12 protein-coding genes are annotated in these 23,223 nt (G+C 71.9%); 5 read left to right on the forward strand and 7 right to left on the reverse strand.

The features are described 5' to 3' along the window. Positions 1 to 47 precede the first annotated feature (47 nt). The 4 genes from ACH4U7_RS02435 to ACH4U7_RS02450 are packed head-to-tail and all read left to right on the forward strand — an operon-like array spanning position 48 to position 5,257. A complete protein-coding gene (locus ACH4U7_RS02435; protein WP_398526153.1) occupies positions 48 to 1,337 on the forward strand; it encodes an ABC transporter substrate-binding protein in 1,290 nt (429 codons plus the stop codon). Further along, positions 1,334 to 2,326, forward strand: coding sequence for a carbohydrate ABC transporter permease (locus ACH4U7_RS02440; protein ID WP_398526154.1), 993 nt, complete (start codon positions 1,334 to 1,336; stop codon positions 2,324 to 2,326). The genes ACH4U7_RS02435 and ACH4U7_RS02440 overlap by 4 nt, the downstream gene beginning before the upstream one ends. Continuing rightward, on the forward strand, positions 2,319 to 3,221 hold the full coding sequence (locus ACH4U7_RS02445) for a carbohydrate ABC transporter permease (RefSeq protein WP_398526155.1): 903 nt from the start codon (positions 2,319 to 2,321) through the stop codon (positions 3,219 to 3,221). The genes ACH4U7_RS02440 and ACH4U7_RS02445 overlap by 8 nt, the downstream gene beginning before the upstream one ends. After that, a complete protein-coding gene (locus tag ACH4U7_RS02450) occupies positions 3,218 to 5,257 on the forward strand; it encodes a beta-galactosidase (protein ID WP_398526156.1) in 2,040 nt (679 codons plus the stop codon). Before ACH4U7_RS02445 ends, ACH4U7_RS02450 begins: the two co-directional genes overlap by 4 nt. Before the next feature lie 16 nt (positions 5,258 to 5,273). Here ACH4U7_RS02450 and ACH4U7_RS02455 read toward each other — a convergent pair whose 3' ends face one another. Both ACH4U7_RS02455 and ACH4U7_RS02460 read right to left on the reverse strand, forming a co-directional pair. Continuing rightward, positions 5,274 to 6,521, reverse strand: a complete 1,248-nt coding sequence (locus ACH4U7_RS02455; protein WP_398526157.1) for a cytochrome P450 — start codon at positions 6,519 to 6,521, stop codon at positions 5,274 to 5,276. A gap of 168 nt (positions 6,522 to 6,689) precedes the next feature. Beyond that, positions 6,690 to 7,166, reverse strand: a complete 477-nt coding sequence (locus tag ACH4U7_RS02460; protein ID WP_398526158.1) for a hypothetical protein — start codon at positions 7,164 to 7,166, stop codon at positions 6,690 to 6,692. Between the two features lie 186 nt (positions 7,167 to 7,352). Here ACH4U7_RS02460 and ACH4U7_RS02465 point away from each other — a divergent pair, with 186 nt between their 5' ends. Next, on the forward strand, positions 7,353 to 15,680 hold the full coding sequence (locus tag ACH4U7_RS02465) for a type I polyketide synthase (protein ID WP_398526159.1): 8,328 nt from the start codon (positions 7,353 to 7,355) through the stop codon (positions 15,678 to 15,680). A 124-nt stretch (positions 15,681 to 15,804) separates the two neighbouring features. Here ACH4U7_RS02465 and ACH4U7_RS02470 read toward each other — a convergent pair whose 3' ends face one another. The 5 genes from ACH4U7_RS02470 to ACH4U7_RS02490 all read right to left on the reverse strand — a co-directional run bounded on the left by ACH4U7_RS02470 (position 15,805) and on the right by ACH4U7_RS02490 (position 23,189). Further along, positions 15,805 to 18,675 carry a hypothetical protein gene (locus ACH4U7_RS02470; protein ID WP_398526160.1) on the reverse strand — a complete coding sequence of 957 codons (2,871 nt, stop codon included), beginning with the start codon at positions 18,673 to 18,675 and terminating at the stop codon, positions 15,805 to 15,807. Positions 18,676 to 18,761: 86 nt separating this feature from the next. Next, on the reverse strand, positions 18,762 to 19,880 hold the full coding sequence (locus tag ACH4U7_RS02475) for an AAA family ATPase (RefSeq protein ID WP_398526161.1): 1,119 nt from the start codon (positions 19,878 to 19,880) through the stop codon (positions 18,762 to 18,764). Between the two features lie 11 nt (positions 19,881 to 19,891). After that, entirely contained in the window at positions 19,892 to 21,289 is a 1,398-nt protein-coding gene (locus ACH4U7_RS02480) for a VWA domain-containing protein (protein ID WP_398526162.1), read from the reverse strand. Then, positions 21,286 to 22,680, reverse strand: a complete 1,395-nt coding sequence (locus ACH4U7_RS02485; RefSeq protein ID WP_398526163.1) for a hypothetical protein — start codon at positions 22,678 to 22,680, stop codon at positions 21,286 to 21,288. Before ACH4U7_RS02485 ends, ACH4U7_RS02480 begins: the two co-directional genes overlap by 4 nt. Next, the gene (locus ACH4U7_RS02490) at positions 22,680 to 23,189 is read right to left on the reverse strand and encodes a hypothetical protein (RefSeq protein ID WP_398526164.1); all 510 of its coding nucleotides are present in this window, start codon (positions 23,187 to 23,189) and stop codon (positions 22,680 to 22,682) included. The genes ACH4U7_RS02485 and ACH4U7_RS02490 overlap by 1 nt, the downstream gene beginning before the upstream one ends. Positions 23,190 to 23,223: the final 34 nt, after the last annotated feature.

Here is a 23,223-nt window from a genome sequence, read left to right on the forward strand (position 1 = left end):
TCGGCACAGTCCATCCGTCCGCGAACACTCAACGAAGAGTTGTCATCATGTCGCACACAGCAATACGCCTCCGCTCCCGCGGCCTGGCCGCGGCGGCGGCCGCCCTGGCCCTCGTCCTCACCGGCTGCTCCTCCGGCTCCTCGGACAGCGCCGGCTCCGGCAAGCAGACCATCGTCTTCTGGGGGTGGTCGGATATGTCGAAGCCGGTCGCCCTCTGGAACAAGACCCATCCCGATATCCACGTCAAGTTCCAGGCGATCACCTCGAACTTCTACCCGAAGCTCCAGGCCGCGATCACCGGAAAGGACGGGGCGCCGGACATCACCCAGGTCGACTACCCCAACCTCACCTCGACGATCATCGCCGGTGACCTCAAGGACATCACCGCCGAGTCCGCCGATCTCAAGCCGCACTTCAAGCCCGCCGTATGGGACCAGGTCGTCGTCAACGACAAGGTCTACGGGGTGCCGCAGGACATCGGCACACAGGTGCTCTACTACCGGTCCGATGTCTTCAAGGAAGCCGGTCTGACCGCCCCCAAGACATGGGACGAGTACATGACGGTCGCCGCGAAGCTCAAGAAGACCCACCCCAAGGCGTACACCACGGCGTTTCCCGCCAACGGCGGCGCATGGCTGGCCTCGCTGGCGTGGAACGCGAAGGCGCAGTGGTTCGGCACGGACAAGGACGCCTGGAAGGTGGACCTCGACGACCAGCCGACCCTCAAGGTGGCCGAGTACTGGCAGAAGATGCTGGACAAGGGCTACGCGAAGGGCGACCAGCACTGGCAGCCCACATGGTTCAAGGGGCTCGCCAAGGGCACGTATCTGACCTGGATCGGCCCGGCCTGGGGTGGCGCTGCGCTCAAGGAGAACGCCCCGGACCTCTCCGGCAAGTGGGCCGTCGCCCCGCTGCCGCAGTGGACGACGGGCGACACGGCCCCGGTGTACTGGGGCGGTTCGCTGACCGCCCTGACCAGCGTCACCAACAAGACCGACGCCGCGATGAAGTTCATCACCTGGCTGAACACCAGCAAGGAGAGCGCCAAGCTGCTGGTGGCCGATGTCCTCCCCGCGTCCGACATCGGCCAGGGCATCCCGGAGCTGACCAGGCCCGACCCCTACTTCGGCGGTCAGGTGCCCGGCGAGGTGTTCACCGTACGCGGCACCGAGTCGACCCCCTGGACCTGGGGGCCGACGATGACCGACACCACCAACTACCTCAATGACGCCATGCAGTCCGTCATCAACAAGTCGACGACGCTGCCCGACGCGATGAAGAAGGTCGACGGTGAGACCAAGTCCCAGCTGAAGCGGAAGGGCCTGTCCGTCCGATGACCGCGCCAACCCTCCACCCGGCCGCCCGGGACGGGAGGAACGGGGCCGAGCAGGCGGGGGAACCGCCCCGCCTGACGGCGTCGCGCCGCAACAAGCGCCGCTTCGGCGCCGACTGGAAAATGGCGTGGGCCTTCGTGGTTCCGTTCCTGGCCCTCTTCGTGGTGTTCCACCTGGTGCCCGTGTTCTATGCGCTGTGGCAGAGCTTCCACGGCGTCGAGAAGTCGGGCGGTCTGGGATTCACCAAGCCCAGCGTCATTTTCGTCGGCCTGGACAACTACGCGGAGGCGCTGACCGACGAGGGTTTCCTCCGCTCGGTCGGGCGCGTACTGCTCTACGGCGTCGTCCAGGTGCCCGTCATGCTGGGCCTCGCGCTGGTGATGGCGCTCATCTTCGACACGGCGATCGTCCGGATGCGCAGCCTGTTCCAGCTCGCCGCGTTTCTGCCCTACGCGGTGCCGGGGATCATCGCGTCCATCCTGTGGGCGTTCCTCTATCTGCCCGGGGTGAGCCCGGTCCTGGACCTGCTCGACGGGGCGGGGGCCCATATCGACTTCCTCGCCCCGGGAAGTGTCCTGTGGTCCATCGCCAACATCTCGACATGGCAGTGGACCGGCTACAACATGATCATTATCTTCGCCGCGCTCCAGGCCATCCCGCGCGATCTGTTCGAAGCGGCGCGTATCGACGGCGCCACCAACTGGCAGATCGCCTGGCGGATCAAGGTGCCGCTGGTGGCCCCGGCCATTCTCATCACCGGGCTGTTCTCGGTGGTCGGCACGCTCCAGCTGTTCTCCGAACCGACGGTGCTGCGCACGATCACCAACAACGTGACCTACAACTACACACCGAACATGATCGTCTACAACCTGGCGTTCGGGTCCAACCAGCCGTACTACTCAGCCGCCGTCGCGGTCGTCATCGCCATCGGCGCGTTCCTGCTGTCCTTCGGCTTCCTGCGAGTGCTCCAGAGGAGGAATCCCGATGAGTGACATCACCGCCCGCCGAGCCCGTCGCCGCGCGGTGTGGTCGGCCGGGGCACGGCGGGATCGCGCGCCGCTGTCGACCCGGTTCATCCTCACCGTGACGATCATCGCGCTGACGGCCTACTTCCTCATCCCGATCGCGTGGATGCTGATCGCGTCGACCAAGTCGACGGCCGACCTGAACACCACGTTCGGGCTCTGGTTCTCGCACTTCGATCTGATGCAGAACCTCCACGACCTGTTCGCCTACCGCGACGGCATCTTCCGGCGCTGGGTGGTGAACTCGCTCATCTACTCGGGAGGCGGCGCCCTCGGCTCGACCTTCCTGGCCGCTCTGTGCGGATTCGCGCTGGCCAAGTACCGGTTCCGTGGGCGCAATGCCATCATGGGCCTCATCTTCGGCGGTGTGCTCATCCCCGGCACGGTGCTCGCCCTGCCGACCTATCTGCTCCTCAACTCCTTCGGCCTCATCAACACCTACTGGGCCGTGATCCTGCCGAGCCTGTCCAGCGCGTTCGGCGTGTTCCTGGTGCGCATCTACGCGGCGGCGGCCGTCCCCGACGAGCTGCTGGAGGCCGGCCGTATCGACGGCGCCCACGATGTCCGGATCTTCTTCACGGTGGTCCTGCGGATCCTGCTGCCGAGCCTGGTCACCGTGTTCCTCTTCTCGTTCATCTCGATCTGGAACAACTTCCTCCTGCCCCTGATCGTCCTCAATGACCAGTCGCTCTGGCCGGTCACCCTCGGGCTCTACTCCTGGCAGATGAACGCGATGAGCGAGCCCGATCTCGTCCGGATCGTCATCACCGGGTCCATGGTCGGCACCATCCCCCTCGTCGTCCTCTTCCTCACGCTGCAGAAGTACTGGCGCAGCGGCATCACGACAGGAGCACTCAAGTGACCGTGAACAGTCGTATGGACGCCTTCCGAGCCCGACTCGGCGGTTTCGCCTTCGGCGGGGACTACAACCCCGAGCAGTGGGACCGGGCGGTGTGGGACGAGGACATCGAGCTCATGCGGCGCGCCGGGGTCAACCTGGTCACCCTGGGGGTGTTCGCGTGGGCGTCGCTCGAGCCCGAGCCGGGACGTTTCACCTTCGACTGGATGGACGAGGTGATGGACCTCCTCCACGCGGGCGGGATCAGCGTCGACCTCGCCACCCCGACCATGGCGCCACCGGTCTGGCTCACCCATGAACACCCCGAGGTCCTGCCGGTCATGGAGGACGGGGAGCGCTTCGGCTTCGGCAACCGGCTCCAGTTCGACCCCGCCTCGCCCCGCTACCGGGAACACGCCGCCCGGATCACCGCGGCGCTGGCCGAGCGGTACTCCCACCACCCGGCCCTCGCGATGTGGCACATCAGCAACGAATACGGGCAGCCCTCGTACGGAGAGGCCAGCGCGGCCGCCTTCCGCGGCTGGCTTGAGCGGAAGTACGGCAGCCTGGACGCCCTCAACGACGCCTGGTACACCCGCTTCTGGTCCCAGGTCTACACGTCCTGGGACCAGATCAACCCGCCGGAAGTGCCACGGTCGTGGTCCAACCCGACCCGCCGCCTGGACTTCAAGCGGTTCGTCTCGGACGCGCTGCTCGAGTGTTTCGTCATGGAGCGCGATATCGTCCGTTCCTACCGCGACGACATCCCGGTCCTCACCAACTACATGCGCTTCTACAAGAATGCGGATTACTGGACCTGGGCGCCTGAGCAGGACGCCGTGGCGCTGGACATCTACCCCAACCCCGGCCACGACGACGCCCACATCTCCGCGGCGCTGAACTTCGACCTGATGCGCTCACTGCGCGGCGAGCCCTGGGTCCTCATGGAGCAGGCGGCCAGCAGCGTGTCGCAGTGGAAGGTGAACAACGTCAAGCGGCCCGGCCATATGCGCCTCGGCTCCTACCAGGCCATCGCCCACGGCGCCGACAGCGTCCTGTACTTCCAGTGGCGCGCGAGCCGCGGCGGCCATGAGCGCTTCCATTCCGCGATGCTGCCCCACTCCGGCACCGCCTCCCGCACCTGGAAGGAGATCGAGGCGCTCGGCGGTGAACTGCCGAGGATCGCCGAGGCGGTGGGCGCCCGGTCGAGCGCCGAGATCGCGGTGCTGTTCGACTGGAACGCCTGGTGGGGGCTGACCGAGACGCACGGGCTGCCACGCAACGACTTCGACTACACGCAGCTCACCACGGACCACTACCAGCCGCTCCTGGAAGCACACCACGCGGTGGACATGGTGCACTTCGGCTCCGACCTGAGCCCGTACAAGGTCGTCGTCGTGCCGAACGCCTACCTCGTCGACGACCGCTTCACCGACGCCCTCACTCGTTTCGTCGAAGGGGGCGGGACGCTCGTCTGCTCGTTCTTCTCCGGGGTCGTCGACGCGAACAACCAGGTCAGGCAGCCCGCCTACCCCGGGGCCTTCCGCGGCCTCATCGGCGCGTACATCGACGAGTACTGGCCCGCACGCGGCGACGAGACCTTCGCGGTGACCTTCCCCGACGGAACCACCCGGACCGCCGACTGGTGGCAGGACAGCATCCACCCCGAAACCGCGCGGGTGCTCGCCACCTACGCCTCCGGCGACCTGGAGGGACGGCCCGCGATCCTGGACAACGCGGTCGGCCGGGGCCGTGTCGTATACGTCGGCACCCGCCTTGAAACCGGCGCGCTGCGCGACACCCTGCTCGAGGCGGTGACGGCGGCGGGGGTCTCTCCGCTCGTCGCTGCCGCGCCCGGACACCTGGAGGCGGCCAGGCGCGTCGGCGACGGCGCGGAGTTCCTGTTCCTGCTGAACCACTCCGAGACCGAGCCCGCCGAGGTCAGGCTCGCTGCGGACGGGCTCGACCTGATCTCCGGGGCGAAGACCGGAGCGACCCTGGAGGTGGCGCCGCTCGGTGTCTCGGTGGTGCGCTTCGAGAACACCGAGCGGGCCCAGTAGCGACGTACGAGGACGCTCAGGCGGTGGCGGGGCGCAGAACGACCGGCAGTTCCCGGTAGCTGTTCATGCCCAGCGACGCGGCGCGCGGAGCGGGCCTTTCGGCGAGGGCGATATCGGGGAAGGACTCGAACAGCCGCCGCAGGGCGATCTCGGCCTCCACCTTCGCCAGGGACGCCCCGGGGCAGCGGTGGGCGCCGTAGCCGAAGGAGAGATGGCGGGAGGCGTCCGGCCGGTCGGGGTCGAACCGGTCGGGCTCGGTGAAGGCGTGGGGGCAGCGGTTGATGGTCGCGAGGGGGAGGAGTACCGCCTCTCCCTCCCGGACGATGCCGCCGCCCGCCACGGGCACATCCTCGGTGGCGTAGCGGAACAGCAGGCTGCGCACCGGGGACTCCCAGCGCAGGGCCTCCTCCACCACACCCGGCCACGGGTCTTCGCCCGCCTCCTGCCGGGCCCTGGCGGCGGCCAGGGTCTCAGGGTGTGTCAACAGCCCCCGCACCGCGTGGCAGATCAGGGTCACCGTGGTCTCGTGGCCGCCGATGACGGTGACCACCAGGTTGCCGATCACCTCCGGCACCGTCAGCTCACCCTGGTCCATGGCCTCGACCAGGTCCATCGTGAGGTCGTCGTGGTCGCCGCTGGCGCGCTTGCGCTCGATTATCGACATCAGGGTGGCCGGGAAACGCTCCGCCATCGTGCGCTGGAGCTCCTCGGCCCCGGCGTCGTTGCTCAACGCGGCCGCCGACAGCACGTGCAGTTCCTCGCGCAGACCGCCCTCCTCGGGCACGCCGAGCAGATAGCAGATGACGTCCAGGGGAAGCGGCAGCGCGAAACGGGACTGCAGATCGGTCTCCTGACCCGGCGCCACATCATCCAGGGCGGCCAGCAGCCGGTCGGTGACCGCCTCGATGCGTGGGCGCAACTCCCGCACCCGGCGCGGGGAGAAGGCGCGCTGAACGGGCTGCCGCAGCCGGCGGTGGAGGTCGCCGTCGGAGTTGAGCAGCCCCTCGCCCTCCAGGATGAAGAGCAGGGGCCACTCGGCGGGGATCTCCCCGCGCTGGTGGGCACCCCAGTACCGGAGGCTCTTGGCGAACCGTGGGTCGTTCAGCACCTGGGCAGTTGCTTCCCGGGTGGTGACCGCCTTGACCACCACTCCGCCGGGAAGCTCCACGGTGGCGACCGGGCCCGCGGCCCGCAGGGCCGCGCCTTCGACACCGTGGAGGTCGGTCGGCTCGGGGGCGAGATGAACGGGGGATATCGCGTCCATTGCTGTCCGTTCTGCAGTTGTCGGCGCCTGTAGGACCGGAGATCAAAAAGCCTATCCCACGGAACGGCCGCCGTGCAGTGCGCCGGAGTGGCCGCCGTGGGAAGCGCCGGAAACGCCTCGGCGGCGGACGCGTGCGTCCGCCGCCGAGGATGGTGGAGCGTGGGCGGCTCAGCCGCCGACCTTGCGGAAGCTCTCCACCAGGCCGCCGTAGCCGCCTTCGGGGCCCGCCCAGTCGATGGCGAGCTTGTCGTCGTCCTTCATCTTGACCGTGCCCACACCCCGGCCACCGTCATCGCCGCCCTTGCACGACAGCGTCAGCGTGGGCGCTTCCTTGCCCGCCTTCTGGCCATCCTTCAAGGCCCCGGTGCAGTCGAGCTTCGGCCCCTTCGCGGTGACCTTGCCGTCCGCGATCGTCAGGGTTTCCAGGCTGCTGTCGCTCGCCTTGACGATGGACTTCCAGGACCCGGCCGCACGCTCGATCATCGTGCGCTCGGCCGACGGCCCGGAGCTCGGCGACTGCTGCTTCGCGGCGGTGTTCGCGCCGCTCGGCTTCGAGTCCGTCTTTTCGTCGTCGCCACCGCCGCAGCCGCTGAGCACGAGGCCCGCGACGACCGTAGTGGCCACCATGTATGCCGCCTTGCGCACTTCTTTCTCCTCCGTATGCGTAACAAGCGGTGCCAACCTAACAGCCAGTGGAAACACGGCGTTGCCCGGCCGTGTCGACCCCGCCGCGAGAGGGTTCCCGCGTGTCCTTCGCCCTCTCCTTCGGCAACCGCCTACCGTGTGCGGGCGGGGGCGCTGTCATGCGTCCCGTGGCCGAAGGGGTGAGGGATGGCAGAGGTGCGCAGCGAGTTGATCCGCGCGCTGCCGGGGATGCTCGAGGAACACGCGGCGCGGACCGGGGACAAGATCGCGTTCCAGGACGCGCGCCGGGCGGTCGGCTACGCGGACCTGGAGCAGCGGACCGGGCGGCTGGCCGGCCATCTCACGCGGCTGGGAGTGCGGCCCGGGGACCGGGTGGCGCTGCATCTGGGCAACCGGGTGGAGCAGGTGGAGAGCCGGCTGGCGGTCCTGCGGGCGGGGGCGGTCGGCGTGCCGCTCGACCCGGGGGCCACGGACGCGGAGTTGGCGTACTTCCTCGACGACAGCGGCGCGGTCGCCATCGTGACCGAGGGGACACTGCTGCCCCGGGTGTCCCGATTGGCGGCAGAGCGGCCCGAGTTGCGGGTCGTGCTGGTCGGCGCCGACGAGCTCCCCGCGGGGGCGCCGGACGGCGCGTTGGTGTTCGAGGAGCTGGCCCGGACGGATCCGGGCCTCGCGCCCAGGGACGACCTCGGCCTCGACGAACCGGCCTGGATCCTCTACACCTCCGGCACCACGGGGCAGAGCAAGGGCGTGGTGACCACCCAGCGCGCCGCGTTATGGTCGGTGGCGGCGGGCTATGTCCCGTCGTACGGGCTCGAATCGAGCGACCGGCTGCTGTGGCCACTGCCGATGTTCCACACCTACGCACACTCGCTGTGTGTGCTCGGAGTGATCGCGGTCGGAGCGAGCGCGTATCTCCTCGACCGGGGCGTCCAGGGCGTCCGGGGCACCCGGAGCGGTCGGGGCGCTCGGGGTGCGAACCTCGCCGAGGCCCTGGCCGAGCAGCCCTGCACCGTCCTGGCCGGGGTGCCCGCCACCTACCATCTGCTGGTGGACACGCTGCGCCGGACACCCCGGCCGCTGCCCAGGCCACGCGTATGCGTCAGCGCGGGCGCGCCCTGCCCGCCGCAGCTGCGGGCCGAGGTCGAGGAGTTGCTGGGCGCGCCCCTGCTCGACGGCTACGGCTCCACCGAGACCTGCGGGAAGATCGCGGTCGACCGGCTCGACGGGCCGCGGGCCGACGGCTCCAGCGGCGCGCCACTCCCCGGGGTCACGGTGCGGCTGACCGACCCGTCGAGTGGCCACGAGGCCGCCGAGGGGGAGGAGGGGGAGATCTGGGTCCGCGGGCCCAATCTGATGAGCGGCTACCACAACCGCCCCGAAGCCACCGCACGCGTCCTGCGCGATGGCTGGTACCGCACCGGAGACCTCGGCCGGCGCGTGGCACACGGCCATCTCAAGGTCACCGGCCGCGTCAAGGAACTCATCATCCGCGGCGGTGAGAACGTCAACCCGGCCGAGGTGGAAGAGACCCTGCTGACCTGCCCCGGCGTCGCCGACGCGGCCGTCCTCGGCCGTCCGCACGACGTACTCGGGGAAGTGCCGGTCGCCATGGTCGTCCCCGGCCCCGGCGGCGTCGACACCGCGCGGCTCCTGGAGGTCTGCCGCGAGCGGCTGTCGGCCTTCAAGGTGCCCGACGAGGTGTACGAGACCGCGTCCGTGCCCCGGACCCCCTCCGGCAAGATCCTCCGCCCGGAGCTCGCCCATGAACTGGCCGAACGGCTGGACCGGGCGCGCGAGATGGCCTCGGCCGCGCTGCGCGAGCGGCTGCTGTCACTGTCCGCGGACCCGGGCCGGGACACCGTGCTGCGCCTGGTCCTCGACCTGACGGCACATACGGTCGGGGTCCCCGAGCCAGAGCTGATGCCCGACCAGCCGTTCACCGCCTTCGGGATCACCTCCCTGGGCGGCGTACTGCTGCGCGACCGGCTCGCCGCGGCCACCGGTCTCACGCTCCCGGCGACCCTGGTGTTCGACCACCCGACGCCCGCCGCAGTGTCGGAGTCGCTGCACACCGCGTTGCTCGGCGGCCAGGACCCGGCCCCCGCGGCCCGGACCCGTACGGTCGAACCCGGGCCACATACGCCCGCGGAGGAGCCGGTGGCCATCGTCGCCATGGCCTGCCGCTACCCGGGCGACGTGGCCACCCCGGAGGACCTGTGGCGGCTGGTCACGGACGGCACCGACGCCACCTCGGACTTCCCCGAAGACCGTGGCTGGGACCTGGACGGGCTCTACGACCCCGACCCGGACCGGCTGGGCACCTCGATCACCCGCCGGGGCGCCTTCCTGCGCCAGGCGGCCGACTTCGATCCGGCCTTCTTCGGGATGTCCCCACGGGAGGCGCTGGCCACCGACCCACAGCAGCGGCTGTTGCTGGAGACCGCATGGGAGGTCTTCGAACGCGCGGGTCTTGACCCGACCCGGCTGCGCGGCAGCGATACGGGCGTCTACGTCGGCCTGATGCACGACGCCTACGCGGCCCGTTTCCTGCACCGCCCCCAGCACGAGCTGGAGGCCCATCTCGCGCTGGGCGGGGCGGGCAGCGTGGCGTCCGGCCGTATCGCCTACACCCTGGGCCTGCGCGGGGCCGCCGTGACGGTGGACACCGCCTGTTCGTCCTCGCTGGTGGCGATGCACTGGGCCGCGCGGGCGCTGCGGGCCGGCGAGTGTTCGCTGGCCGTGGCGGGCGGCGTGACCGTCATGGCCGGGCCCAAGCCGTTCGTGGCGTTCAGCAGGTTGCGCGGCCTGGCGCCGGACGGCCGGTGCAAACCGTTCTCCGCCGCCGCCGACGGCACCGGCTGGGGCGAGGGTGTCGGCCTCGTACTGCTGGAACGGCTCTCCGACGCCCGGCGCAACGGCCACCCGGTCCTCGCCGTGCTGCGCGGCTCCGCCGTCAACTCCGACGGCGCCTCCAACGGGCTGACCGCGCCCAACGGCCCCGCCCAGCAGCAGGTGATCCTCAAGGCGCTGGCCACCGCCGGGCTGTCCCCGGCCGACGTCGACACGGTCGAGGCCCACGGCACCGGCACCGCGCTCGGCGACCCCATCGAGGCCCAGGCGCTGCTGGCCACGTACGGCCGCGACCGGTCCGCTGACCGGCCGCTGTGGCTGGGCGCGCTGAAGGGCAACATCGGGCACACCCAGGCCGCCGCGGGCGTCGCCGGGGTCATCAAGACTGTCATGGCGATGCGCCACGGACGGCTGCCCCGTACCCTGCACGCCGATGAGCCGTCCCCGCGCGTGGACTGGTCGCCCGGCACCGTACGGCTGCTGGCGCACGAGCGGCCGTGGCAGCCGGCGCCCGGCAGCCCGCGCCGCGCCGGGGTCTCGGCGTTCGGCATCGGCGGGACCAACGCCCACGTGATCCTGGAAGAAGCTGAAGAGGCGGCAGAGCCTGCGGATGTTGCGCCGGAACACGCCGGAACCCGCGGGGCCGCGGCGCTGCCCGGCCGCGCGGGGCGCGCGGAAACCGTGCCGCCGCTGCTGCTCTCCGGCACCGATCCGCGGGCCCTGCGCGCACAGGCCCGGCAGATCGCCGTCCTGCTGCGGGAGCGGCCCGAACTCGCCCCGCTGGACGTCGCCTTCTCCCTGGCCACCACCCGCGCCGCACTCGCGCACCGGGCGGCCGTGCCCGCCGTGGACCGCGCGGCGCTGCTGACCGCCCTCGACACGCTGGCGGGGGACGGCGGTGGACACCGAGCCCCCGTGCCCGGTGTCGTGGAAACCACCGGCACGGCGAGGTCCGCCGGGCGACTGGCCCTGCTGTTCACCGGCCAGGGCGCCCAGTGGCCGGGCATGGGACGGGAGTTGTACACCGCCTTCCCGGCCTTCGCCACCGCCTTCGACAGCCTGTGCCACCGCTTCGACACCGGCGACACCGGCGACACCGGAAACCTCGGCGACACCCGCTTCGAGCGGCCGCTGCGCACCGTGCTGTGGGCCGTCGAGGGCACCGAGGACGCCGCTCTGCTGGACCGTACGGACTTCTCGCAGGCGGGTCTGTTCGTCTTCGAGGTGGCCACCTTCCGGCTGCTGGAGTCCTGGGGGATACGGCCGGACTTCCTGGCCGGACACTCCGTCGGCGAGCTGGCGGCGGCCCACGTGTCCGGCATCCTCTCCGAGCGGGACGCGGTGGAGCTGGTCGCGGCCCGGGGCCGGCTGATGCGGCGACTTCCCGCGGGCGGGGCCATGGTGGCCGTGGAGGCGTCCGAAGAGGAAGTGGCCAAGGAACTGGCGTCCGCTGAACCGGCGCTGGCGGGCCCCGTCGCGGTCGCGGCGGTGAACGGTCCGCGGTCGGTCGTCCTCTCCGGCGACGAGGCGGCCGTACTCGCCGTGGCGGCGCGCCTCGCCGCGCGTGGATGCCGCACCACCCGGCTGCGCGTCGGCCACGCCTTCCACTCGCCGCTGGTGGAGCCGATGGTCGAGGAGTTCGGCCGTATCGCGGCGCGGGCGGAGCACGGGGCGCCGCGCATCCCCGTCGTATCGGCGCTGACCGGCCTCCCGGCCACCGGGGACGACCTGCGCTCGGCCGCGTACTGGATGCGGCACGCCCGCGAGGCCGTGCGCTTCGGTGACGTCGTGCACCGGCTGGCCCACGAGGAAGGAGTGACCGCCTTCGCCGAGGTCGGTCCCGACGCACACCTCACCGCGTCCGCCCTGGCGGCCCTGGGAGACGAGGAGAGCGAACGGCGGGTGTTCGCGGCCGTGTCCAAGTCCGGCGCCGGCGCGCCGGGGGCCGGGCCCGGTGCGGTCCTGGACGCGCTCGCGCGGCTCCATGTGCACGGCGTGCCGGTGGACTGGCGCCGCGTGTACGCGGACAGCGGCGCCCGGCGGGTGGACCTGCCCACCTATCCCTTCCAGCGGCAGCGCTACTGGCTGGCCGACACGCAACCGGACGGCCCCGACGGCTCCGCCGCGCCCGCCGAGGACGGCGGCGGCCATCCGCTGCTGACCCTCACCACCACCGTCCCCGGCACCGAACGCCTGTTGTGCACCGGCCATCTGTCGAGCGCAGCCCATCCGTGGCTGGGCGACCACGCCGTCGCCGGGCATCCGCTCGTCCCCGCCGCCGCGCTCGTCGAGCTGGTGCTCCACGCGGGCGACGCATGCGGTCTCGAGGTGTTGGAAGACCTCGCCCTGCTGGCCCCGCTGTTCCTGCCGGGACCGGGCTCCCGGGTCCAGATCCAGGTGGCCCTCGGCGAACCGGACGCCTCCGGCCGACGCACCGCCGATCTCCACTCCCGGCCGGAGGAGTCCGGCGCGCTGGGCCCGTGGACACACCACGCGACCGGGCGGCTCGGCCCGGCGGCCACGCCGCAGGATCCGCACGCCGACCCGGGCGCCGACCTGGCCGTATGGCCGCCGACGGGCGCCGAGCGCGTGGACCTCACCGGCGCCTACTCCCGCCTGGCGGACGCCGGTTACGCGTACGGCCCGGCCTTCCAGGGGGTCACGGCCGCCTGGCGGCGGGGCGGAGAGCTCTTCGCCGAGGTGCGGCTGCCCGCGGCGGCGGGCCCGGACGCCCAGCGGTACGGCATCCACCCGGCGCTGCTGGACGCCGCGCTGCACGCCGGACGGCTGGCCGCGCCGTCACCCCTGCCGTCCGGGGGAACCGCCAGGCTGCCGTTCGCCTTCGGCGATCTGAGCCTGTACGCCGTCGGCGCCACGGAACTGCGCGTACGCACCCACGCCGTCGGCGAGGACACGGTCGCTCTGGACCTCGCCGACGGGGTGGGCCGACCGGTGGCCCGGGTGGCGTCGCTGACGACCCGGCCTCTCCCGGACGACACGGCTGCCGTCGGCGGGGCGGGGAGGCGGGAGTTGTACCGCCTGCGGTGGGCCGGTGTTCCGGCAGGCGACCCGGATGCCGGCGGACCGGCCCTCGCCGTGGCGAGCCCCGACGACCTGGAGCTGGGCGCGGCACTCACCGCCACGTCCAGCGGCGCCGCCACCGACCCCGAGACGGTCGTCATCTCCCTGGCCGCCCCGCGCCCGACCACCGACCCGGTCGCGGACACCCATGCCTTGACCGCTCGGGCCCTGGAGGCGCTGCGGACCCGGCTGGCCGATCCGGCCTCGCCCGGAGCGCGTCTGGTGGTGGTGACCCGAGGGGCCACGGCCCCGACACCTGACCTCCCCGCGGCGGCGGTGTGGGGCCTGGTGCGCACTGCGCAGTCGGAGCACCCGGGGCGGCTGACGATCGTGGACCTCGACGACCGGCCCGACTCCGCGCGTCTGCTGCCCGCCGCCATCGCCACGGGCGAACCCCAACTCTCGGTCGCAGACAGCACGTTGCGCGTCCCCCGGCTGGAACACCTCCCCGACACCCCGGCCGACCCCGGTGGCCCCACCCGCGGCTTCGCAGGTGGCACTGTCCTGCTCACCGGCGGCACCGGTTCCCTCGGCGCCGCGCTGGCGCGCCATCTGGTCGCCCGGCACGGGGTCCGGCACCTCGTGCTCGTCAGCCGCCGCGGCCCCGGAACCCCTGGCGCGCGGCGGCTGCGGACCGAGCTGGAGCGGTCGGGAGCCCAGGTGGACGTGATCGCCTGCGACACCGCCGACCGCCCCGCCCTGGCTGCCGTGATCGAGGAGTACGCGCCCCGGCTGACCGCCGTCGTCCACGCCGCCGGGATCCTGGACGACGGCGTCCTGGAGGCGCTGATGCCCGAGAGGCTGGCGGCGGTGGCGCGGCCGAAGGTGGACGCGGCCTGGAACCTGCACGAGCTGACGCAGGGTCTGCCCCTGGCCCGCTTTGTGCTGTTCTCCTCGGCCGCCGGGCTGCTGGGCAACCCGGGCCAGGCCAACTACGCCGCCGCGAACTCCTTCCTGGACGCCCTCGCACACCACCGCATCGCCCTCGGCCTGCCCGCGCTCTCCCTGGTCTGGGGGCCGTGGGCGGACGAGGACGGGATGGCGGCGCGCACCGACCAGTCCGGCCGGGCCCGCGACACCGTCGTACGCCCGGTCTCCCCGGAGCAGGGCCTGGCGATGTTCGATGCCGCACTCGGTACCGGGGAGCCGGTGCTGGCCCCACTGCCCCTGGACCGCTCCCGTGCGGCCACGCCCGCCGGGTCGCCGGTCCCGCCACCGCTGCGCGGACTGCTGCGCCCGGCCCGCCCGGTCGCCCGGCCCGGGGACGACGGCGCCGCGGCGGACACGGGTCAGGGCCCCGGCGGGGAGGCGGGTTCCTGGCGGGAACGGCTGGCGGCGCTGCCCGTCGCCGAACGCGCACCCGCGCTGCTGGAACTGGTCCGCGAGATGGCCGCCCTGGTGCTCGGTCACCAGGACGCGTCGGCCGTGGGCGCCGAGCAGCCGTTCGCCGAGCTGGGCTTCGACTCCCTGACCGGGGTGCTGCTGCGCAACCAGCTGATCATCCACACGCGCGTCCGGCTGCCCGCCACCATCGCGTTCGACCGGCCCAGCGCCCGGGAGCTGGCCGACCATCTGTACGCGAAGCTGAGCGATTCGCTGGGCGACGGGCCGCCCCCGGCCGAAGAGGCGACCGCTGAGCCCGAACCGCCCCGGCCCGAACCGGTGTCCGGGCCCGCCCGGCCCCACGGCAGGCGGGCGGCGCAGACGCTGGGCTCCCTCTACCGGAGCGTGTGCGAGACCGGCGATGTGGTCTCGGCGATGCATCTGCTGGTGACCGCCTCCCTCGCCATGCCGGTGTTCGACCCCGCCGACGGCGCCCGGCACGCCCTCGCCCCGCTGCGCCTGGCCAAGGGCGGGGAGGGCACCAAGGACGCCGGAGCCCCCGCGCTGGTGTGCTTCCCTGGCTTCTCCGTCACCCCCAGCGGGTCCTGGTACGCGCCGCTGGCTTCCTGCTTCGCCGGCGAGCGCGACGTCTTCGAGCTCCAGCACCCCGGCGTTCTGCACGGGGAGGCGGTTCCGCGCGACTGGGATGCGCTTGTCGACCTGCACGTCGCCACCGTGCGCGCACACCTCGGCGACCGGCCGTACGTCATCCTCGGCTATTCGATGGGCGGCTACCCGGCACACGCGGTGGCCGCCCGGCTGGCGACGACCGGCACTCCGCCCGTCGGCCTCGTCATCGTGGACACCTACCACGTCACACCGGAGCGCGAGGACGCACGCTGGTTGCTCGCCATGCCCGCCCGATATCCCCTGGAGATGGGCGAGCGGTTCGACGCCGCGGTGGACGATGTGTCCATGGCCGCGCTGGGGGCCTACACCCGTATGGCCCGCGGCTGGCGCCCGGAGCCGACGGACGTCCCCACGCTGCTGGTCCGCGCCACCGATCCGCTGCCGGAGCTGCTGACCCATGGCGATGGTGAGGCGCGGGACGGGGGCGGGCGGACCTCCTGGCGGGAGCCGTACGACACCGTGGACGTCCCCGGCAGCCACTGGAGCCTGATGGAGGAACACGCGCACACCACAGCCGAGGCGATCCGGGCCTGGATCGGCGCGCTGGGCGGCGTCGCTGCCGGATGACCCGGGGCACGCCTGGATCAGGGCGGTGAACTACGGGGCCCAGCCGGTGAACAACTCGGCCAGGGCCGCACGGGCGCGGTCGGCGGTGTCCCCCGACACCCGACCGGCCGCGCCCGCGCACTCGCTATCCGACCGGCCGCAGATCGAGCAGCCTGGCCACGGCGTCCGCGGTCTGCGGATACCGGGTCAGCAGCTCGCCCACCTCCCGCCGCTCGGCTCCGCCGGCGGGTAGCGCGGTGTCCTGCCACTCCGCGTCGTACCCGAGCGACCCGGCCACGGCGTCACAGGTCGCCGGATGGGCGGCCAGCAGCCGCGCGACCACCCCGCCCGGCGCGGCCTGCGGACCCGGCGCCGCCTTTGATGCCGTCGGCCGCGCCGACCACGGCGGCACCCAGGCGTCGACCGCGGACAGCGCGGCGGGAAAGGTGCGGCCCGCCTCGCGCACCAGCACCGGCACCAGCTCCCGCGCACCGTCGCGCAGCGTCGTGATCAGCTTGGGCAGCCAGGGGAGCAGAACCGAGTCGGGCAGCCGCGCGAACGCCTTGGACAGCTGCTCGACCACGAACGGCGTCAGCGTCGGCACCGGCTCCAGGGCCTGTACGAACCCGCTCATATAGCGCGGGAACGCCGGGACGACCAGCGGGTTGGCCAGCAGTTCGGCGCAGCGTGAGCGCAGCTCGGCCGAGGACATCAGGCCGAGCCGCGACCGGGCCGCCCACACCAGCGCGACCTTGTCGGGCGCCTCGGGATGCGACTGCCGCACGGCGAGTTCGAGCTGGGTGTGGTCGCACCCGAGCGAGAGCGCGAAACTCTCCATCTCGAACAGGAACCCCAGCATGGCGGCCACCTGGCGCAGCCCCGTGGCCTCGTCCGCGAAGGCCGTCGGCAGCAGCGTGCAGTAGTGCGCATAGCCCGCCGTCACGAACCGTTCGCACCACTGCGGCAGCTCTGGTTCCGCGGCCCGGTAGTGGGCCAGCAACCGGCGGATCTGCCGCAGCACCCGGGGTGCGCCGTCCACGGTGCGCTCCGCGGTCAGCAGCTCCACGGCCCGCGCCCCGAGCTCGTCGGCGAGCCGTCGGCTGCCCAGATAGAGGATGGCCTCCTCCACGGCCTCGAGCGCGGTCGCGGCGGTGGCCTCGGGCGCCCAGGCGTCGCGGCGCAGCCGCTGCTCCAGCACCTGCTCGATGGTGACGCCCTCGTAGCCGAGCTCGACGAGAGAGCGCTGGTTGCGGCCGATGGCCAGGTCCCAGCTCTCCTGGATCGACCGCTCGCCCAGCCTGCGGGCGCCCATGATCGGACGGGCCGTGTCCCCCAGCAGCCGACGCAGAATCCACAGCAGATCGGAGCAGGGCTTGAGCTCCGGGTCGGCCTGCAGATCGAGCAACGCGCGCTGGTTCGTCCGCGCCTGGAGATTGAGCCCGAGCGGTTCCAGACGGTCCAGCACATCGCGGGCCAGCGGCGGAAGCGCGTCATAGCCCACCGCGCCGATGCGATCGCCGCCCAGCAGGATCTCGCACAGCCGGCGCACATCGCGGCGGCCCGGCACGGTGTCCTTCTCGATGCAGGTGACCGCGGCGTCCTCGAAGTCGTACGGCGTGGGGCGGCCGCGGCCACGCATCCCGGCCAGCAGGATGGACGTCTCGAACACCGCGATGGCGTCGGCCGTGCTGGCGAGATAGCCATTGCGGCGCGCCAGTCCGACGATGTCGACACACCACCCCAGCAGCTCGGCCTCGTCGAGGTCGTCCAGCACCGGCGGGGTGGCCAGGAACCCGGACAGCCGGTCCGCGACCCCCTCCGGGGAACTCGGAGCGGAGGCCTGCGCGGAGGCCGGCCGGGCACGCCCGCGTACCGCCCGCTTCTTCCCTCCCTTCTCGCCCGCCGGGCGGAACGGGGTGACACCGCTGCGCTTCAGCGCCTTGCCCCAGGTCGCCGAGGCGATCGACACCGCCCCCGGGGCCAGTCCGAACTGCGCCTCGATGGCGGAGTGGCTGGACGGGATGAGCCCGTACATCCAGCGGGTCTCCGTACGGGGGCTGATCTCGTACGGCTCGCCCTCGGCCGCCAGCCCGAACTGCTCGACCGGGCTGGCCGCGTGGAAGGCGCCGCATACATACAGGCACCCCGCCGGGTCGGCGCCCGAGGCCGCCAGGTGTTCGCGTATCCGCGTCCACATATAGCGCTCGCGGTCCTCGTCCTGAGCGTTGCGCGCGTGCCGGTCCGGGCGCAGCCGCCGGAACAGGCTGCCGATCAGCACCATGACCTGTCGGTATGTGTCGTAGTCCGCGCCGACCAGGGGCTGCTCCACATACTGGTCCCACCACTCGGACCAGTGGCGGACCTTGCCGTGGTGGAGCAGATGCGCCTCCAACTCGGCGAAGCGGGGCCGCAGATCGCCGATCTCGATGCCGACCGCGTCGCCGTGCAGGGCGGCCTCGTCGTGGCGGGCAGTGTCTCTTTCGGCACCGTCCGCACTGTCGCCCGCCGCGGCCGGTGCCTCCGCGGGCTCGGCGGTCTCCCGCGGTGTCCACTGGAAGACATGGTCCGTGGAGCGGTCGACCAGGATCAGCTCCACGTCCGGGCTGTCCAGGGCGTAGGCGATGGCCTGGTACTCGGCCGAGGCCTCGGTGATGGGCGCCACCACGCTGAGCGGAGCCCAGTCGAGCGGAAAGCCGTCGATGTCGGTCGCGAACGCCTGCAACGCCACGGGGAGGCGGCAGTTGCGCAGCTCGTCCAGGAGCGGCCGTAGATCCTCGCACAGCTCCAGATAGATGACCTTGGGCTGCTTCTCCCGCAGCCGCCGCACCATGGCCAGCGCCGAGGCCGGTGAGTGATGGCACACCGGGAAGATCTCGAGCTCTTCGCGCAGCGCCCGGTCGACGTCGTCGACCATGCCCGACAGGATGCCGGGGACGGCGCCGGCTTCGCCGGCGAAGGTGGCCGCGGCGTCGCGCAGCTGCTCACGGAGCGCACCGAAGGGATGCGATCCGCCCAACGAACCCGATCCGCTCGGCGTGCTCGGCGGAACCGCCTGACTCGGCCTGCCCGGCGTGCTCGCGGGACTCTGGGGGCTCACCGTCGTCATGACAGGGTCGCGATCGTCTCGCGGCCGCCCTCCAGGAAGTCCTGCCAGGGCCCGCCCTCGTCCTTGCTGCGCGGCTCCACGACGCCGTGCCAGAACTTGTTCAGGATGGCCAGGTCCTCGGGGCTGCGCCGGGCCAGCGAACTCACCAGCGAACCGGCAAGCGTCCGCGCGCCGAGGACGCGGTCGCCGAAGAACTGGCTGTGCAGAATGGCGTCCTCGAGCACGCCGATCTGCTCGGCGGTGGACAGCGCCGATTCGAGCTTGTCGTCGTCGCTGGTGGCCGAGGCCGACGCGGTACGCAGATCGGCGAAGCTCTGCAGCAGGATGTCCAGCAGCGTGGGCGGCACCTCCAGCTCGATCCGGTGCCGGCGCAGCAGCTCACTGGTGCGGAACCGGACGATCTCCGCTTCGCTGCGCTTGTTCGTCACCACCGGGATGCGGACGAAGTTGAACCGCCGCTTGAGCGCCGACGACAGGTCGTTCACACCCCGGTCACGGCTGTTGGCCGTGGCGATGATGGAGAACCCGGGCTGGGCGAAGACGATGTTGTCGTCGTCGAGCTCCGGGATGGAGACATACTTCTCGGACAGGATCGAGATCAGCGCGTCCTGCACATCGCTGGTGGACCTGGTCAGCTCCTCGAAGCGGCCGATCACGCCCCGCTCCATCGCCGTCATGATCGGCGAGGGGATCATCGATTCCCGGGACTGTCCCTTGGCGATCACCATCGAGACGTTCCACGAGTACTTGATGTGGTCCTCGGTGGTGCCCGCGGTGCCCTGGACGACCAGGGTCGAGTTACGGCAGATGGCGGCCGAGAGCAGCTCGGCGAGCCAGCTCTTGCCGGTGCCCGGGTCACCGATCAGCAGCAGTCCCCGGTCCGAGGCGAGCGTCACGATGCTGCGCTCGACAAAGCTGCGGTCGCCGAACCACTTCTGCGGGATCTGCCGGTCGAGCCCGTCGGAGGGTTCGGACCCGAGGACGAACAGCCGGACCATCCGGGGGCTGAGCCGCCAGGAGAACGGCTTGGGGCCGTCGTCGATCGACTCCAGCCAGTCGAGCTCTTCGGCGTACTTCACCTCGGCCGGCGCGCGCAGCATGTTGTTGTCGTTCATTCGTCGGTCTCCTAGGCGAGGAAGTTCTTGAGCTCGAACACGAGCTTGCGGATATGTCCGGAGATCACGGGCGCGCCGAGATCCTTGAGGCGTTCGCGGAACCAGGGGTCCACGCTCTGCCGCCCCGAGCTGTTCACCGAGCCGACCGGGATCAGCTTCACCCCGGAGCGCTGCACGGCCTCGAAGTCGGTCATCAGCGCCCGGTTGTCGTAGAAGTCGGAGATCCACACCAGCACGGTGTTACGGGGATCGGCGATCTTCGGCCGGGCCAGGGCGATCGCGGCGGTACCGTCGGTACCGCCCCCGAGCCTGGTGCGCAGCAGCACCTCGAACGGGTCGTTCACCCAAGGGGTCAGATCCAGCGCCCGGGTGTCGTAGGCGACGAGATGGACGTCCACCTTGGGCAACCCCGCGAATATGGAGGCGAGGATGGTGCAGTTCACCATCGAGTCGACCATCGACCCCGACTGGTCGACGACCACGATCATCCGGGCGGGCGCGGTCCGCTTGGCGGTGTGGCGGTAGAACAGCTGGTCCACATAGAGCCGTTCGCTCTCCGGGTCCCAGTTGGTGAGGTTCTTCCAGATGGTGCGATCCAGGTCGAGGTTGCGGAAGGTGCGCTTCGGCGGCACCGACCGGTCGATGGTGCCCACGCTGGTCTGCTGCACCTGGGTGCGCAGCACCTCCGCGACCTCGTCGACGTAGCGGCGGATCAGCGCCTTCGCGTTGGCGAGCGCGACCCCCGAGAGATTGTCCTTGTCCCGGAGCAGCTGCTCGATCAGCGACATGCTGGGCGTGAGCGATCTGGCCAGCGCCGAATCGGCCAGCACCTCGCGCAGCCGCATACGCCGCACCAGCTCGCCCTCCAGGGCCGACAGGGTGCCGCTCAGCTCCTCCGAACCCTCGGTGCCCAGCGCCTGCTTGCACCAGCCCGCGTCCCGCTGCCAGTCCGCCAGCTGCTTGGCCGTCACATCGCCCGCTCCCGTGTTGAACACATTGAGCAGGAGCTTGGACACCAGGGCGGCCCGGCGCACCTGTTCCCCGGAGTCCTCCGGAGCGGCGCCGTCCTTGTCCTCGTCCCCGTCCTCGTCCTCATCCTCGTCCGAGGAGACTGTGCCGTCGTCCGAGGGCGCCATCAGGCCCTGGAACTCGGTCTCCAGGCCGGGGAAGCGCTGGACGAGGCTGTCCACCGACACGGCCGGGTCCAGCAGCGCGGGCGGCAGCCCGAGGTCGTCGACGATGGACACACTCGCGGCCTCCAGCGCGGGCTGCTCCTCGGGGTCGAACAGCCGGGCCAGCAGCCGCCAGTAGAGCACCTGCCGCCGGTTCTCGTCGGCGCCGCCGACCGATGTGTCATGCGCGGCGTCGTACGGCGTCTCGTGCGTGGTCTCATGCGTGATGTCGGTCATTTCCGCAGCAGCCGTCCCGCTCGCTCCCGCAGCACGGCGACCGCGTCGCCCGCCCTGGCCTCGGCCTTGGCGACCTTGGGATCCGTGATCCCCAGCGCCCAGTCGCCGCCGTGCACCTCGACCGGCTTGCGCTTGACCGTCGCCTGGACGGCCAGGGGCTGCACCATCCAGCGCCCGCCGTCCCGGCGGAGCAGGCCTATACAGGCGGAGGACGCGGCCACCAGCGCGGGCGTCAGCGGCCCGCAGGCGGGCAGCCGGTCCAGGTCGACGGGGAGGGTCCGCCCGGCCAGCTCCAGCGCGCTCCCGTCCGTGGTGTACCCCTCCAGCAGCACCGGTTCGGCGATGCGCACCGGATGGCGCTCCAGCGGCGGGACCGGCGGCGCGAGCGCGCCGGCGAGCTGGATCCGGGCGGTGGCGAAGGGGTCCGCGGGCTCGCCCGCGGTGGCCCGGTCGTCGTGCCACACCAGGTCGCCACCGGCCAGCAGCGGCAGATCGGCGACCTCCAGGGCGCGTCGCTCCGCCAGCGCGGTCAACAGCGTGGGATGGCCGTGCAGCAGCCGCCACAGAGCCGGGCCGACGATCGTGTCGACCTTCGCCGCGACCACGCTCGTACGCACCAGGCGCGCCGGTGCGCCGTCGGCGGGCTCCAGGACCGCGTGGACCTGCGCCTGCACGGCGGTGCCGTGTTCGTGTACGTCCACGCCGAGGAGCAGCAGCCGCCCCGACACCGACTCGACCGGCGGGGCCGCGCCGGAACGTCCGCCCTCCCACGACAGCGTCATGGCGCGCGCCCACAGGTCGGCCCAGCGCCGCGCGGGCAGCCGCTCCGCCGTCGCGAGCGGGGAGGACGCGCGCAGCTCCGCCGCCAGGCCGTCCAGGAGCACCGCCAGGCGCCGCAGTTCGGGCTCGGCCAGCAGGGCCTCGATGGTCTGGTCCGCGGCGGATACCAGGTCGTGGCCGACGCCACGCCAGCCGGCGATGGCCAGCTCGCGGAGCCATGACCGGGATCCGGCGAGCATGCTCTGCGCCTCGGGCGGCGCCGCGGGCGGCTCTTGCCACGCCTCCCTGGTGCGTCCGAGCGCGGCGTCCAGGTCGGCCAGCCGGGCGTCGTGCACCGCGCCGAAGAGGGCGGTGCGCGCGCCCGCCAGGGCCGCCAGGTGGTCGTCCGAGACGGAGCCGGCGGCGACCTTTCCGGCGGCCTCGGCCACCGCCGGTCCCAAGGGGGAGGCCGCGACGGCGCCGGCCAGGGCAGTCAGCGCCGCGGCCCGCTCTTCGCCCAGCCGGGCGAGCCCGTGGACGAGCGTGTCGTCGAAGCCGGCCATCAGGTCGAGGGCTTCCGCGACCCCGGGCGGATCGGCGTCGAGCAGTTCGGCCAGTTGCACACCGAGCATCAGCGGACCGCCTCCGTGGCCGGGAACCAGTGCAGTTCGGGGACGGGCGCCGTGGTGTCCGGCAGCTCCAGATAGGCCAGGTGCCGCAGGAAGCGGCTGAACACCACGGCCGCCGGCGCGGACTCGCGCGAGCCCGACAGACGGCTCATCAGGTCCGCGCCCGGGCCGTCCCCGTTTTCGTCGCCCACCTCGACGTGCAGATAGCGGGCCACGCGGTCGATTCCGTACTGCAGCACCGCCTCGTCGACCAGCGCGCACAGATGCTTGCACGGCCCCCCGTTGGCCCCGCCGCACGGACGGTTGTTGTTCGTACTACAGCTGTAGTCATGGGTGCGCGCGGCGATCGACGAGACATACACCCGGGCGATGTCCGAGCCGCTGGACACCACCCCCTGCAAGCGGCCCTCCGCCAGTTCGACGAAGGGAACCTTCGCCAGCTTGCGCGGCCGTACGGGGGGAATCACCCGGACCGTACTGCACTGCTCCCACGCGGTCGTTTCCGCGTTCACGACCATCGACCTCCAAGCCTGGCGCCTGCGCCGA

The organism is Streptomyces sp. NPDC020845 (assembly GCF_044334165.1).
In the GTDB taxonomy this organism is placed as follows: Bacteria; Actinomycetota; Actinomycetes; order Streptomycetales; family Streptomycetaceae; genus Streptomyces.

What these genes read in the sequence shown, in the direction of transcription:
- ACH4U7_RS02435 (WP_398526153.1), top strand. Translation starts at nt 48, where the DNA reads ATGTCGCACACAGCAATACGCCTCCGCTCCCGCGGCCTGGCCGCGGCG.
- ACH4U7_RS02440 (WP_398526154.1), top strand. Translation starts at nt 1,334, where the DNA reads ATGACCGCGCCAACCCTCCACCCGGCCGCCCGGGACGGGAGGAACGGG.
- ACH4U7_RS02445 (WP_398526155.1), top strand. Translation starts at nt 2,319, where the DNA reads ATGAGTGACATCACCGCCCGCCGAGCCCGTCGCCGCGCGGTGTGGTCG.
- ACH4U7_RS02455 (WP_398526157.1), bottom strand. Translation starts at nt 6,521, where the DNA reads ATGGACGCGATATCCCCCGTTCATCTCGCCCCCGAGCCGACCGACCTC.
- ACH4U7_RS02465 (WP_398526159.1), top strand. Translation starts at nt 7,353, where the DNA reads ATGGCAGAGGTGCGCAGCGAGTTGATCCGCGCGCTGCCGGGGATGCTC.
- ACH4U7_RS02475 (WP_398526161.1), bottom strand. Translation starts at nt 19,880, where the DNA reads ATGAACGACAACAACATGCTGCGCGCGCCGGCCGAGGTGAAGTACGCC.
- ACH4U7_RS02480 (WP_398526162.1), bottom strand. Translation starts at nt 21,289, where the DNA reads ATGACCGACATCACGCATGAGACCACGCACGAGACGCCGTACGACGCC.
- ACH4U7_RS02485 (WP_398526163.1), bottom strand. Translation starts at nt 22,680, where the DNA reads ATGCTCGGTGTGCAACTGGCCGAACTGCTCGACGCCGATCCGCCCGGG.